Origin of the sequence: Undibacterium sp. TJN25 (assembly GCF_049339885.1) — a bacterium.
Taxonomy (GTDB): Bacteria; Pseudomonadota; Gammaproteobacteria; order Burkholderiales; family Burkholderiaceae_D; genus Undibacterium.
In genome coordinates this window covers 70,716-84,382 of sequence record NZ_JBMPPM010000008.1, presented here as the reverse complement: position 1 = coordinate 84,382, position 13,667 = coordinate 70,716, and the positions used below count along the sequence as shown (strand labels likewise).

Annotated in this window: 16 protein-coding genes; 8 read left to right on the top strand and 8 right to left on the bottom strand. The window is 55.3% G+C overall.

Annotated features, from left to right (window positions below):
* Positions 1-2: 2 nt before the first annotated feature.
* On the bottom strand, positions 3-911 hold the full coding sequence (locus ACO0LO_RS20010) for an alpha/beta fold hydrolase (protein ID WP_422966686.1): 909 nt from the start codon (positions 909-911) through the stop codon (positions 3-5).
* An 11-nt stretch (positions 912-922) separates the two neighbouring features.
* A complete protein-coding gene (locus ACO0LO_RS20005) occupies positions 923-2,044 on the bottom strand; it encodes an alkene reductase (protein ID WP_422966684.1) in 1,122 nt (373 codons plus the stop codon).
* Between the two features lie 554 nt (positions 2,045-2,598).
* On the opposite strand from ACO0LO_RS20005, the gene ACO0LO_RS20000 reads away from it, so the two are divergent.
* The 4 genes from ACO0LO_RS20000 to ACO0LO_RS19985 all read left to right on the top strand — a co-directional run bounded on the left by ACO0LO_RS20000 (position 2,599) and on the right by ACO0LO_RS19985 (position 4,052).
* Complete coding sequence (locus ACO0LO_RS20000) at positions 2,599-2,931, top strand: hypothetical protein (RefSeq protein WP_422966682.1); 333 nt, start codon at positions 2,599-2,601, stop codon at positions 2,929-2,931.
* Positions 2,928-3,179 (top strand): hypothetical protein, encoded by a 252-nt coding sequence (locus ACO0LO_RS19995; RefSeq protein WP_422966680.1) that lies wholly within the window; start codon positions 2,928-2,930, stop codon positions 3,177-3,179. Before ACO0LO_RS20000 ends, ACO0LO_RS19995 begins: the two co-directional genes overlap by 4 nt.
* Before the next feature lie 8 nt (positions 3,180-3,187).
* The gene (locus tag ACO0LO_RS19990) at positions 3,188-3,478 is read left to right on the top strand and encodes a hypothetical protein (protein ID WP_422966678.1); all 291 of its coding nucleotides are present in this window, start codon (positions 3,188-3,190) and stop codon (positions 3,476-3,478) included.
* Between the two features lie 100 nt (positions 3,479-3,578).
* Positions 3,579-4,052, top strand: a complete 474-nt coding sequence (locus ACO0LO_RS19985; RefSeq protein ID WP_422966677.1) for a hypothetical protein — start codon at positions 3,579-3,581, stop codon at positions 4,050-4,052.
* A gap of 224 nt (positions 4,053-4,276) precedes the next feature.
* On the opposite strand, the gene ACO0LO_RS19980 is transcribed toward ACO0LO_RS19985, so the two are convergent.
* The 5 genes from ACO0LO_RS19980 to ACO0LO_RS19960 all read right to left on the bottom strand — a co-directional run bounded on the left by ACO0LO_RS19980 (position 4,277) and on the right by ACO0LO_RS19960 (position 9,820).
* Positions 4,277-4,516 (bottom strand): hypothetical protein, encoded by a 240-nt coding sequence (locus ACO0LO_RS19980; protein ID WP_422966675.1) that lies wholly within the window; start codon positions 4,514-4,516, stop codon positions 4,277-4,279.
* A gap of 106 nt (positions 4,517-4,622) precedes the next feature.
* Positions 4,623-5,219, bottom strand: a complete 597-nt coding sequence (locus ACO0LO_RS19975; RefSeq protein WP_422966673.1) for a methyltransferase domain-containing protein — start codon at positions 5,217-5,219, stop codon at positions 4,623-4,625.
* Positions 5,216-6,016: a PIG-L deacetylase family protein gene (locus ACO0LO_RS19970; protein ID WP_422966671.1), complete on the bottom strand. Its 801-nt coding sequence runs from the start codon at positions 6,014-6,016 to the stop codon at positions 5,216-5,218. The genes ACO0LO_RS19975 and ACO0LO_RS19970 overlap by 4 nt, the downstream gene beginning before the upstream one ends.
* A complete protein-coding gene (locus ACO0LO_RS19965) occupies positions 6,004-7,020 on the bottom strand; it encodes an acyl-CoA dehydrogenase (protein ID WP_422966669.1) in 1,017 nt (338 codons plus the stop codon). Before ACO0LO_RS19965 ends, ACO0LO_RS19970 begins: the two co-directional genes overlap by 13 nt.
* Positions 7,021-7,345: 325 nt before the next feature.
* Positions 7,346-9,820: a catalase gene (locus tag ACO0LO_RS19960; RefSeq protein WP_422966667.1), complete on the bottom strand. Its 2,475-nt coding sequence runs from the start codon at positions 9,818-9,820 to the stop codon at positions 7,346-7,348.
* A 376-nt stretch (positions 9,821-10,196) separates the two neighbouring features.
* Between ACO0LO_RS19960 and ACO0LO_RS19955 the strand changes: the two genes are divergently transcribed.
* The 4 genes from ACO0LO_RS19955 to ACO0LO_RS19940 all read left to right on the top strand — a co-directional run bounded on the left by ACO0LO_RS19955 (position 10,197) and on the right by ACO0LO_RS19940 (position 13,035).
* Positions 10,197-10,907, top strand: coding sequence for a glycosyltransferase (locus ACO0LO_RS19955; RefSeq protein WP_422966665.1), 711 nt, complete (start codon positions 10,197-10,199; stop codon positions 10,905-10,907).
* Between the two features lie 172 nt (positions 10,908-11,079).
* Positions 11,080-11,547, top strand: a complete 468-nt coding sequence (locus ACO0LO_RS19950; RefSeq protein ID WP_422966663.1) for a hypothetical protein — start codon at positions 11,080-11,082, stop codon at positions 11,545-11,547.
* Between the two features lie 59 nt (positions 11,548-11,606).
* Positions 11,607-11,798, top strand: a complete 192-nt coding sequence (locus ACO0LO_RS19945; RefSeq protein WP_422966661.1) for a hypothetical protein — start codon at positions 11,607-11,609, stop codon at positions 11,796-11,798.
* Positions 11,799-11,874: 76 nt separating this feature from the next.
* Complete coding sequence (locus tag ACO0LO_RS19940; RefSeq protein ID WP_422966659.1) at positions 11,875-13,035, top strand: zinc-dependent alcohol dehydrogenase; 1,161 nt, start codon at positions 11,875-11,877, stop codon at positions 13,033-13,035.
* A gap of 96 nt (positions 13,036-13,131) precedes the next feature.
* Here ACO0LO_RS19940 and ACO0LO_RS19935 read toward each other — a convergent pair whose 3' ends face one another.
* Positions 13,132-13,653, bottom strand: coding sequence for a hypothetical protein (locus ACO0LO_RS19935; protein ID WP_422966657.1), 522 nt, complete (start codon positions 13,651-13,653; stop codon positions 13,132-13,134).
* Positions 13,654-13,667 lie beyond the last annotated feature (14 nt).

Sequence of the window (13,667 nt, the reverse complement as noted above, 5' to 3'; positions counted from 1 at the left end):
CTTTAGTTGGGTTGTTGTGCCGGGAAGGGCAGTTGCTCTTCAACGGATAAATCGGATTTCAGTTCCCATGACAGGAATTGCTCGGCCTGTGCCACGAAGAGCTGAGGGTACTGATAGAAGGAGCCGTGGTTGGCGTCCGGATACAGGATCAGCTGGGCATTCGGCATGGTCTGCTGCATCGTGTATGAACTCACGGTTGGCGCGATTACGTCGTTGTGGCCCTGTACAATCAGTGTTGGCTGCAAGATGGTTTTCAGGTAGTCAGCTACACCGTCATGATGCTCGCCATACTTGCCCAGAGCCGCAATCTGGGCAGGACCAACCTTCTCGCCCGCCTCTGGATCACGGCCTTCCTGGCGCTGGTGCTTACGCTTCAGGAAAGCCCGACCCGCAGCCTGGCTGGAAGCAGACGGCGTGAAATGCACAGAAAGCCAAAGGTTTTCCGGTGGATCGTAATGCGCACTAAAAATACCTGCGGCAGCCTCGGTCATCGGCGCAATGCCCACGCCACCCCGCATGCCAGTCCCGACCAAAATCAGGCGACGCACCAGCTGCGGCGCCTGCACGGTGATTTCCTGGGCCACCATGCCGCCAATGGAAAAGCCCAGCACGTCTACCTGAGGCAAGCCCAGTGCGCGAATAAAGGCTATCGCGTTGGCACCCATCTTCTCTATTGAGTCAGGCACTTCACCGGAACTGCCTGCAATGCCGGCATTGTTAAACAGGATCACCTCGCGATGCGCTGCAAGGCCATCCGTGACAGCCGGATCCCAGTAATCCATGGTGCCGGTGTAATGCTGGTTGAATACCAGCGGTATGCCACCGGCCTTGCCGAATCGGCGATAGGAAAAACGGATGCCGGCCGCTTCTACGTACTGCGTGGGCGCAGTTTGATGATTGTGTGTGCTCATAATGAATCCTTTCAGGCGGCTTTGGCTGCTTTGGCCGCATTGGTCGTTTCGTATGCGGGAAAATCGCTGTAGTTCGTTTCATCGCCACCCCAGAACGCGGCGCGTACATAAGGGGTCAGCGGAAGCTTGTGCCGCAGGCGGAACGGCAGGTCCGGGTTCGAGCTGAAATGACGGCCGAATGCCACCAGATCGGCATCGCCTGCAGCCACGATCGCTTCCGCGCTATCGCCGTCAAATCCGCCCGCGGCGATGATAGGACCGGAAAAATGCGGACGCAGATACTTGACGGCGACCGGTTGCTGGCCTTCGTGCAAGGTATCGTCACCCTTGATGCGCGGTTCTATCACATGCAGGTACGCGATCTTGTAGCTGTCGAGGACACTGGCCACATGCGTAAAGGTAGCAACAGGATCACTATCCGAGATGCCGCCCCATTCACCCGATGGCGAAATGCGTACGCCGACGCCGTCTGCGCCCCAAACAGAGATCAGCGCTTCGGTAGCCTCGCGTAAAAAACGCACGCGGTTTTCGATCGCGCCGCCGTAGGCATCCGTACGGTGGTTGGTTCCGTCTTGAATGAACTGGTCCACCAGGTAGCCGTTGGCTGCATGCAGTTCCACGCCATCGAAGCCGGCATCCTTGGCGCGCTGCGCGGCGACACGGAAATCTTCGATAATGGCGGGTATCTCAGTGATGTCCAGCGCGCGATGCGGTGAGGCAGGCACGAAGCCGTCCTTGGTAAGGGCCACGCCGTCGAACGGCACTACCGAGGGTGCTACCGGATCGACACCGCCCGTCATTTCGACATGGCTTTGACGCCCGCCGTGGATCAGTTGCATAAAAGCACGACCGCCCTTGGCATGGATGGCATCGGCAACGGCCTTCCAGCCTGCCATCTGGCCGTCGTGGTAGAAACTGGCGGCGCCCAGATAAGAACGGGCGGGGATCGATATGCTGGTGCCTTCGATAATCTGCAAACCGCCTTCAGAAGCACGCTGACCGTAAAAGTCTGCCATCATCGGGCTGGGAATGTCGCCAGGCTGGATAGTGCGCAAGCGCGTCATAGGGGCGAGCACGACGCGGTGTTTAAGTTGATAGGCGCCGACTTGCAGGGAGTTGAATAAGCGGTTCATGATTGTCCTTCAGGTGAGTTGGAGTGAAGCCAGTCTATCCATTCCATTTATGCCGGTGAAGGTGGGAAATGGCATAAGAATGATTCCAGATCGGGATCAATCATCCTGTTGTACAAATGAAATACTCAGCCGCGCGCTCAATTGATAAGCCGCTCGCAACGTGCTTGAGGCTGCGGCCTACTTGAGGGATTTGGCAACTACGGTCTTGGGTTGACTGACCGAAAAAGACGGGATCGACGGCGCGGGCGGACCATGCACAGCAGAAAGACGCTCAGGCATTTCCGAGCGCTGGAGCAGCGGAGATGTTGTGGGAGAAATGATGTGGAACTGGTATGAGCCTTAGCTAGCGGGAGAATCTCCCCTCAGCTATTCATAGATTCGAGTCCCTTTTCTGTCCGTGCTAAGGAACAGATTCGTGACATCGCGTCTTCCATGCGATCTGCCTGCATCTTGCATCTTAGAGCCGGGATCACTTACTGAATAAATATTAATTTTGGCGGGTCCCAATTTACCTCAGATGCATCAGCATACTTGGGAGTAAGCAGTTAATAATAGTGTCAAAAATTATACAACTGACCAGTAAGATGGATGCTATATTGATCATAGGCTATCCGCGTTTGAACAAAGCAAATGACAACCTCTATCTTGCGCCGCAACAGGCGCACAGCCGCTCTGGACAAACATCATCCCCCGACAGCGAAGATCCTGGAAGTGACTCGACCGACGTAATTTCCACTGGCCCCGTCTGCTATTGCGAAGACTCAGGCAGCGAATATATTCTGGCGGCAACGGTTCGCCGGAAGGCGCCGTCACGTCGTCAGGTTTATAGACATGTCGGCCTTATCGACAAAAGGCAGTCCCGGCAATTGCAGGAGGCGATGCGATGAGCACTTTTTCTCTCAAATTTACCAAACGTACCAACGACGCTTTGCTCGCCCTCAGTTCCGATCAGGCGAAAATCGTCGATATGACAGCATTAGCAAATCCCTCCTCTACCTTTACCGGGATGGCTCTGCTCGCACCAAGGCGTGATGGCCGTCCAAGGCTGGCGATCACGGTCGAAGACGGTTTAAGTGTAAGCATTTTTTTCATGCCGCTTCCTGATCTGAATGAAGCATCGGAAAACACCGCATAGGGAGCCTTATGCAGAAATCATCTAACCATCCGTCATCTTTACCCGCAACCATGCCCACTTATGTTCTGAAATATACGCGTCGCACCGTTAACAGCCTGCTTGATTTGCGCCACTCCACCAATCTGTTTGTGGATATAACGACGGCTGAAGACAGCACCGTAAAATTGGAGGGCCTGGTCCGTTTCGACCATAGGAATCCGCCCTTGGAGAAAAATATCGAAGTAGCAGTCATGACCGGTGCGACCGTGGAGTTTTTTCATATAGAAATGCCGCTGCTGCTTCCTGTCGCGGTAGATTAGTTCGCCCAAAATTTAACAAGCGCATCATTGTTGCCGATGACCTGACTCCATCTCAACTCTCAATACCGGGTCAACTCCGTCCAACGAAAGGGCTAGGGCCATGGTTCACTCACTGCCGGCATCCATTTGTAAGGTTGAAATACTTCATTCCGAGGGACGTATCAGTAAATCTCTCATCGCAAGCGCTATCTCTCTCACGCAAACCAATACCACCTTATGTCTTTCAATGAAAATAGCACAGCAAACGGTAAAAGTTTCGCGGCAAGCGCCTAGTTTCAAAGACATTCTGGAACTCACCGACGCGCCAGCGCTTATGAAATCCTTGCAATTCGCAGGAGATGCAAACGACGATGTACTGCGCTCGCTACAAAAACAATTTCCTCACACCCAATGGAAACTTTCGTTGGATCTGGGGCAAGGCGATGTCATTGTATATGCCGTTGAGTTGGCTCTGTATCCGTTTTATATCGCCTTGCGCGTCGTCAAATTGGAAAAGCGCTCAGGCCCTATGCAAAACCTTCATCTAAATTGGCCATCCGCGCCCGTTCGAGAAGGCCTGCAACAGTCAGTCTAATCGCGCGAGCCCTTCATAGCGTCGCCGGATAGGCGATAAAGCAATCATTCCATATGAAGATGAATGAAAAAAAGCGTCAGGAAACGAAGTGGAGGTCGGTACCGAGGATTTGTACTGAAAATTAGTGCCAAGCATTTATTTCTTGATGTCGCCAAGGAAAGGCAGCTGGATCATTATCGATTGTCAGCGCAGATCAACCGGCCAGAGAGAACAGCGGCTCTTGATTACGGCTGGTCCAGGTCAGGTAATTCGGTCCAGAATAAAGACACCGATGTAGCGCTTGTCCGTACTTTGACTTCCAGTTGCGGACGAGTAGAAAAACCACTTCTCAGCAGCTTCGCAATTCCCGGGTAGCAGTGCTCAGGCTCCTCCGCAATCACCACATCGACCGGGCGGCCGTAAAATTGCGGTAACTGTCGTAGCGACTCTACAGTCTTTGGCGTGAGTTTTAAGGAATAGGTCATGAACTATCGTATCATGCAAATATTTCCCAATCGCATGAAATTAACCCCCGAAACATCATTTAACATTCAGACTCAAACTTCGGCCAAGTGAACTTTCCGGCCGCATTCAAACTCTGGTCCACACCTCTAGTAAAAAATCGACCTCCTTGTGGTGGACAATGCGCTGCAAACCGGCCTGGGAATGAAATACACCATGCACTTGGGCGGTTGAGAGCCGGCGATCTCCGAATGGCTTGAGCGCGTGGCAAAGCAGCAAAGTTCCCCCTGGGGCCAGACAAGTTTTTACCCCTTCGGCCAACGAGTTCATTGCATCCAATTCCAGGTAGTACCCCAGCTCGCTGATTAAAATTAAATCGAATCCGGGTTCCTGGCAAGATGGCCAGTCCTGCGGCAGTCTGTGCTGCTGTACTGATACGTTCGACGCCAATCCAGACTGCGCCAACCGCTCGCGTGTAATGGATACCGCGGCCTCTGCGCCGTCCGCGGCAAGCAGCCGTTCACACCGGCGCGCGAGTGCGAGCGTCATTTCTCCATTGCCACATGCCGGCTCATAACCGTTTTCATACTGTTTCCGGGGCAGGCTCGCCAGCACGAGCGCGCGCTTGCGTTGCTCGTACCAGCTTTCTTTGACATTCCAGGGGTCGCTATTGGTGAGATATAGCTGTTGGAAATGGTCCAGCGGATTAGTGTCCGGCGAATTCATATGAAGTAGATTTCATAAGGGCGCAGCAATCGGGCCAATGCGCTTGGCGGTAAGATGGGCGGCCGTCCCGTGCTGCCGTCGTTCTCTAGCTGGCTTCGGTAGCAGGCGACTGCTGCACGTTTTTTTTCCAGCACGGCGGCATTCAGCATCAATTTTCGCGCCCGGTGCCAGGGGATGCGCATATCGCCTGGGCGTGCCCAATGCCAGCTCCATATCGGTATTTCAACCAGCCTCGCTCCTACTGTTGCCACTGCCGCGGCACAGGCCTTTCCCGTGGCTTCGTGATCGGGATGTCCGTCGAAGCGCCAGGTGGTCAGTACGGTGTCACTCGGACGAAGCAGCCTTTCCAGAGCAGCTTGTACGGGCAGTTGAAATTTCATCACCTGGCCGTCCGGCACGGACAGCCGCTGTATATCGGGTGGGGAGACATCAAGTGCGGCGAGAGCCTGCAAAGTTTCTGCAGGACGTTCACGTACCAGGCGCTGTGCAGGCCAGACTTTTGAGTCTGGGTGGCTGGCATCACCGTCAGTGATCGCTACCAAAGCCACAGGACTATGCGCCGATTCCAGTAATTGAACGAGCCCGCCACATCCGAGGATCTCGTCATCAGGATGCGGCGCGACTATTACGACACGCCGCCCGGCCCCGATCAAATCTTCCACACTGATTCGTGGCAGGCTCGCCAGCCTGTAACAGGTGTCCCACTCTGCGGCAGACGTGCCTCCACCCTCTATTCGGCGGTTGCTGGCTGACCCGACGGTTGCAGTACTGTCGTTATCTACGATCAAAGTATCCATGGATTCTCCAACTCGGCTGCGACTGTTTTACCGAGCGCTGCCAGATCCCGCTCCGCATGGCTCTGGCGCAGGAATACCGGGAGATCTGCCGCCGCCCGGGCGAACTCGGGCTCTCTGCACAAGGGGCCGGCCCCCAGTGCACGGGTTGCCAATGCAAGCACCTTACTTGCCGTTGCCTCGACGGTAAGCCTGGTTCTCAACGCCAGTGCCATTGCATCCTGCAGTGGATATTGATCGATCTGCGCCGCCGCATCGCGCAAAACTGCGGCGGCAGACCTCAGCGCGATATCTATGTCGCCTAGCTGCGCCAATCGATGCGGATCCGCGCCGGGTGCAGCTTCCGTAGCCGTTACCATTTGCTTGTGCAGCAGGCTGCGCAAACGTTCAGCCAAGCCGCAGCTCGCACCATACCAGCACGCGGCGATACCCGCGCCGCCATGCCAGAACCCAGGGCGATGCACGTAAGCGTTCGGCTTTCCGACTTGCTTTGCAATGGCGTTCGTAAATCGGACGTCGACACTTCCGCTGGCAGCCATCCCGACCGCGTGCCAGCCTTCGTCGGTGATAAGTACGGCAGCTTGTCGCAGATCCACCATGGCAAGACAGGGTACACCAGAGGGGTTCCAACAGCTGACCAGGGCATGAGACAAATCTCGCGCCCCGGAACACCATGCTTTACGGCCGCTTAATGTTACGGCGCCCGTTTCGCCGTTGACTTCGCTCAGCGTCACTCTGGCGTCAGGCGGCTCCGCGCACCATACTCCCCAGGTTCTTCTTTCGTCGTCAATAACCGTGCCCAGCTCCGCCAGTATTGCCAACGCATCAGTATGCCCTTCAAATAGTTTGACGAGACTCAGATCCCGCCCGGCGACGGCTGCAAGAATTTTCCATCTGGTGAAGGTCTCGCCGTGCCCCGGCAAGGGGATCAGGTCTACCCCTTTCGCCATAAGCAATTGCAAGGCGGCATCACGGTTGCCGATGTCAATGTCTGCAATCGCCCGCATAGCAGTCTCCGTGTCGAACGGAGAGTCGGAATCGCCGGGCTGGCGGATTGCAGGGGATGCGGGCATTTTTTAGGTTAAAGAGTGTTGATTGATGATAGTCGTCGTCTTCGCCTGCCGGCACAGTGTGCCACCTCACACAGTAGGCGCTTCAAGACATTTCGCTGGATCATGGGAACAAGTTATAGACGTTTGGGCATGGGCTATAAGGCGCAGAAAGGAGTACACCTAAAAAAGGCCAGGACAACCCTGGCCAAAGCTGGCGTTCGCACAATGCCTGCACAGTGCAGCATTGTGCAGGCGCCGCACGACTCTCAGCGTCCATTCATCAAGGCGCCAGCGGCTCCGTTTCACGTTCGCAGATGCGCGGGCCTGCAACACCACCGATAAACAGCTCAATGGCGTCATTGGCGCTACCATCCGGGTCAGGTGTATCCAGGAAAATCCCCGGATCGGGATTGCCATCCGGCAGGTTCATCGGCACGCCGGCCGCTTCCAGGAACTCCGCCGTATCGGCGCCGACCAGGATAGGCTTGCCATGCTCGTATTGCTCCTTGAGGAACATGCGGGCCTTTTGGCTGGCGGAAAGCGTAGCGCCCAGGCCTTCGCCGTTAGGGACCACCACGGCATCGTACAGCACCGCAGGAGTCGCCTCCAGTGGCGCCTCAATATTCAAAACCTCGCCATTGCCGGCGGTCACGCTGCCCAGTCGTTTTCCCAGCAGGCGGGGAACGCCGCCTGCATCCAGCACTGATTTATAGACGGTGCTGACATACGCATGGTCAACATTGTCGGCAACCAGGATAGCCACCTTGCGGCCTGCGAGCGTTCCATCGCCAGGATAGTGCTTCATGGATAGTGCCGGCGACGCCGAGTATTCCGGCGTATCTTCCATCAGCACCGGCGCGGCTGAGGGCAATGTTAATGCCAGTCCATCCGCGACCTTCTGGCCGAGCGCGGAATCGACATTGACCAGTAGCGACACCACCCTTTCGCGGATGGCCGGCGTCTGTACCCGGCTCAGCTCAAACGTGAAGGCATTGGCGATATGCTGCTGCTCTATCATTGACTGGCTCTTGTAGAACAGACGCGCCTGCGAGAAATGGTCGGCAAACAGCTCAGGCTTGCCGCGTACCTTGTCTTCCGCGATACGCTCCGGGAAAGACACAAATCCTGATTTGCCCGCTTGGAACGGGCAGCCGCCAGCCATAGAGTTAGGCTCATAGGCTACCCGGCCACGATGCACAGCCTGGCGATGCATACCGTCGCGCTGATTGTTATGCACCTGCACAATAGGGGCGTTGATAGGGATTTCATGGAAATTGGGGCCGCCCAGCCTGGTCAGCTGCGTATCGAGGTAGGAATGGATACGCCCCTGCAGCAAAGGATCATTGCTGAAATCAATGCCGGGAATGATGTGCGCAGTGCAAAACGCCACCTGCTCGGTCTCTGCAAAGAAGTTGTCTGGATTACGGTTCAGCACCATGCGCCCGATGGGAGTGATGGGAATGAGCTCTTCAGGTACAACCTTGGTCGGATCCAGCACGTCAAACGGAAAGTTATCGGCCTGTTCCTCGCTGAATACCTGCACACCGAGCTCCCATTCCGGATAAGCACCCGCCTCTATCGCTTCCCACAGGTCACGCCGGTGGAAATCGGAATCGGCACCGTTGATCTTGACAGCTTCATCCCACACCAGCGAATGCACGCCGGCTTTCGGCGTCCAGTGAAATTTGCAGAATACCGACTCGCCTGCCTCATTGACAAGGCGAAAGGTGTGCACGCCGAAACCCTGCATCATCCTGTAGCTTCGGGGAATCGCACGGTCCGACATTTGCCATAGCAGCATGTGCGTCGATTCCGGTGTCAGCGACACAAAATCCCAGAAGGTGTCATGCGCGCTGGATGCTTGCGGCATTGCAAAATGCGGTTCCGGCTTGACGGCGTGGACCAGGTCCGGGAACTTCATCGCGTCCTGTATAAAGAATACTGGCATGTTGTTGCCTACCAGATCCCAGTTTCCCTGATCGGTATAAAATTTAACAGCAAAGCCGCGCACATCGCGCACGGCGTCCGCGGAGCCACGCTCGCCGGCCACGGTAGAAAAGCGCACGAATACCGGCGTCTGCTTGCCTTTTTGCTGAAAGGGCGCCGCCTTCGTCAGCTTGGAATGGTTGGCATAGCTTTCAAAAAAACCGTGCGCCGCGGAACCGCGCGCATGGACCACCCGTTCCGGTATGCGTTCATGGTCGAAATGCGTGATTTTTTCACGGAGGATGAAATCCTCCAGTGCGGTCGGACCGCGCAGGCCTATCTTCAGGGAGTTCTGGTTATCGGCGATCAGCACGCCCTGGTTGGTAGTGAGCGGCCGGCCACCGCCGTCTGCGCGCACGCGATCCAGAGGACCTATCGTGGCGTTGTTGCCGACAGCCACTTCACCGTCTCCCAGCTTCTCAGATAGGTTGCTTTCGGAGACAGTGCTGCCCGTCACCGCCGCATTGGCGGGTTCCTGCGTGCTACCTACATGGGCGACGCGGGCGGCGTCGCCATATTCCGCAGCCTTGTCGGAGTTGGCAGGCATTTTTGCAGACAGCTCTTTTGCGGAAACGACTTTGTCAGTCAGCTCAGGAAAAGTGCTCGCGGCCTTGCCAGCCTTGGATAGCTTTGGTGCATCTGCAGAGGGGCCGGACACGGTACTGGCGACTGATCCTGCACTGAATGCAAGATCGATTTTTGCAGATGCGCCGGTAGATTTTGCTGGGGTTCCATCTGTAGTGTCTGTCTTCAATTTTCTGGTGGCCATAATGTCCTCTGTCGCTCGCTGGTTGATAATTGTTGGCTAAAGCCTGACGCTTAATTACCGGCACTTAGTTACCGATATGCCCAATAGCTATAGGCGCGAACCATGCTAAGTGTGCACGCAGCCAAACTCTATGCGCTGCCGTACATACCATTTTGCAATGTCTCACCTCTTCGACTGCGGCACCCGGTATCGACCTGCGATGCATGTGCGCTAAGCGAAACGAACCAATGTGACTACAAGGTATTCCAGCTTTACCATTCGTGCGTTATCGCACGGAGCGCGATGCTCAAGCCAGCGAGTATCAATTCAGCGCCTGCAATTCAGTCGGCCCGAAGTTGCCGTACCAGCCCATAAAAACAAGCATAAGGAGAACACCATGATAGGGATAGTCGTCCCCGCCCATAATGAAGAAGCGATGCTGGATGAATGCATTGCGGCATTGCTGGCGGCTGCCGCCCATCCGCTGCTGGACGCGGAGACGGTCCACATTCATATCGTACTGGATGCCTGCAACGACGGCTCGGAAGCCATCGTACAGGCGTATTGCGCTGCGCCGCAGCACCTCACATGCGCGATCTCCTATTCGCTCGTAAGCGAACGCAATGTCGGCATGGCGAGAAGCGAGGGCGCAAGCCGCCTGCTGCAACTGGGCGTGCGCTGGCTTGCATTTACCGATGCTGATACGGTGGTATCTCCAGAATGGCTGGCAATGCAATTAAGCCTGGGCGTTGACGTCGTATGCGGCTCCGTCGCAGTCAGCGACTGGTCTCCGCACGGTCGTCATGCAATGCTGCTGGAAGATCACTTCCATCGCACTTATAACGATGCAGATGGCCACAGGCATATTCATGGCGCAAACCTCGGCGTATCGGCGGCGGCTTATCGGCTTGCAGGCGGTTTTTCTGCCCTCGCTTGTCACGAAGATGTAGCACTGGTCGCCGCATTGGAAAGCACCGGCGCCCGTTTTGCGTGGAGCGCAGCCCCACGTGTTGCGACCAGTGCTCGAACCGATGCCCGCGCACGCGGCGGCTTCGGCGACACGATACTCGCCGTCGCTGCCACTTACGGCAGCGGCAGGCTGCCGTAGCGCAGAAAATTGCATGCCTACCGTTACATTCCGGAGCGGCGCTGGTCAGATACGGCTTTCTCCGCAATTTTCTCCACCTAAAATCCCACCGCCTTCTAGGACTGGTCCTATACGTCCGCATTGAGGATGAGCCGATGATTCAGTTCAGCCGCACTCTCTCAGAATCTATCTCATGAATAGCAATGACATGAGTTCTGATAAACGGGTGGCTATTTTTTATCATCAGATGAGGATACGACAAATGAATTCAAATAATCAGTCAGGCAAAAACGGAACCACGTCCAAGCAAGAAGACAGCCAGACGGGTACTCGCGGCGGCACTCATGAGCAACACGTTGAAGCAGGACGCCAAAGTCACAAAAACGACGGGGCCCAGGCAAACAGCGGCGCCAACCAGTCCAACCAAGGCTCTTCTAACCAGGGTAAACAGGACAGCTCCGGCGGTGGCACACAGGGCGGCTCTCACGAACAGCATGTAGAGGCCGGTCGCCAAAGCCATAAAAACGACGGCGCCAGCGCCAGTGACAAAGATGCGTCGGATGGTCGTTCCGGATCACAGCGCGGTAACGGCAACCAGTCCGGCCAACAGGGCTCTGGCAGCCAGGGCTCGTCGAAAGGCGACCGGGGTCAGGGCAAATAAGTTCGTTTGGAACTTTGTGTTATCCGCTCAAGCTGAGCATTTACCTAAGGAGTATTACCATGGCGACCAAATCCAGCAAAAAGGCCGATGATTCTAAATCCAGCAAAAAGGACGATGATTCCAAAGCCGTTAAAAAAGACGATGATTCCAAAGACAGCAAGAAGAGCAGCGCTTCCTCATCAAGCGACAAGAAAAAATCCGCCAAAAGCGGAGGTAGCAAGAAATCCGCTTCCAAGAAATCCAAGAAGTAAGAGCTTGCAGCTATAAATACCGGCGCTATTGCAGCGCCGGTATTTGTGTCTAGAAGAGAAAATAAAGGAGCATTCCATGAAAGCCCTGACCTACCACGGCGCTCACGATGTGCGCGTCGACAACGTGCCGGACCCTGTCTTACAGCAGGACGACGACGTCATTTTGCGCATCACAGCGACAGCGATTTGCGGTTCGGATTTACATCTTTATCGAGGCAAGGTTCCTACATTGGAACACGGCGATATCCTTGGCCACGAATTCATGGGTGTCGTTGAAGACGCCGGCAAGGGTGTCTCCAAGTTGCAGAAAGGCGACCGCGTTGTAGTGCCTTTCGTTATTGCTTGCGGTTCCTGCTTTTTTTGCCGCTTGCAGGCATTCGCCGCATGCGAAACCACGAATCCGGGAAAAGGCGGGTTATTGAATGGCAAGAATATGCGGCCACCATCCGCGCTGTTCGGTTTTTCTCACATGTACGGCGGTATCCCGGGCGGGCAAGCCGAATATGTCAGAGTGCCGAAGGCAAATGTCGGCCCCATTGTTATCCCATCCGCGCTAAGGGATGAGCAAGTCTTGTTTCTAAGCGACATATTACCTACAGGTTACCAGTCCGTACTGAACGCGGAAGTCAAGCAAGGCTCAAGCCTGGCGATCTTTGGCGCTGGGCCGGTCGGGCTGATGGCAGCTGCATGCGCACGCATGAAAGGCGCAGAAAAAATTTACATGATCGACCATCATGCCTACCGGCTGAATTTTGCAGCAGAAACCTACGGTATCATTCCCATCAACTTTGATGACGTTGATCCAGCAGAAGTGATTGTCAAAGATACGGATGGCCGCGGGGTAGATGCGGTTATAGACGCAGTTGGCTTCGAAGCGAAGGGTAGTGCCGTCGAATCAGTCATCGCCAGCCTGAAGATCGAGTCCAGTAACGGAACTGCGCTGCGCCAATGTATTGCCTCTGTACGGCGAGGCGGCGTGGTCAGTGTACCCGGCGTCTACTCCGGCTTTATCCATGGATTCCTGTTTGGGGATGCTTTTGACAAAGGCATCACGATTCGCATGGGCCAAACCAATGTGCAAAAATTTCTGCCCGAACTACTCAGTTTCATTGAAGAAGGAAAATTGCAACCCGATGCGATTATTACACACCGTCTCAGCCTGGGCGAAGCCGCAGAGGGTTATAAGATATTCGACAAGAAAGAACAAGATTGTCGCAAAGTGGTGTTAACCCCTTGACGGTTTGGAACTCAAAAATATAAGAGCGGCGCTAAGGCGCCGCTCTTATATTTATTAAGGGATGATAACCCCATCTGATGATATACCGCGCTTCTACTATGACGGCGCGCCGGGTTCACCGGTAGATTTGATGTCTTCGGCGCCTGCGTTTTTATAAATTTCCTTTGCCGCTTTGACCTGGTCAGAATTGTCGGTATGCACGGAAATTAATACATTGCCCCCGCGAATTTTTCCGTCGTATAGCTTGGCCTCATATTCCGGGATGCCCATTCCTACCAGTCCACCGATAATACCGCCCGCTGCACCACCTACGGCAGCACCGCCGAGAGCTGCCATGATAGGGCCGGCGGCGATGAATGGGCCGACACCTGGGATGGCAAGCGTGCCGATGCCAGCCAGCCAACCCAGGATGGCGCCCGCGCCCATGCCGGCTACACCTCCGGAGGCAGCACCTTCAGGCAGTTTAGTATTTTGTTCGTGTGCGAAATCGCGCGTGCCGCCCTGGTCGGGCAACAAAACGGAAATGTCCCCGTTACCAAAGCCCGCAGCTTTCAAATTGTCTACGATGGTTTCTGCCTGTGTGCGATTTTCGGCGATGCAATAGACTGCGTTTTTCATAATAATCTCCTGAT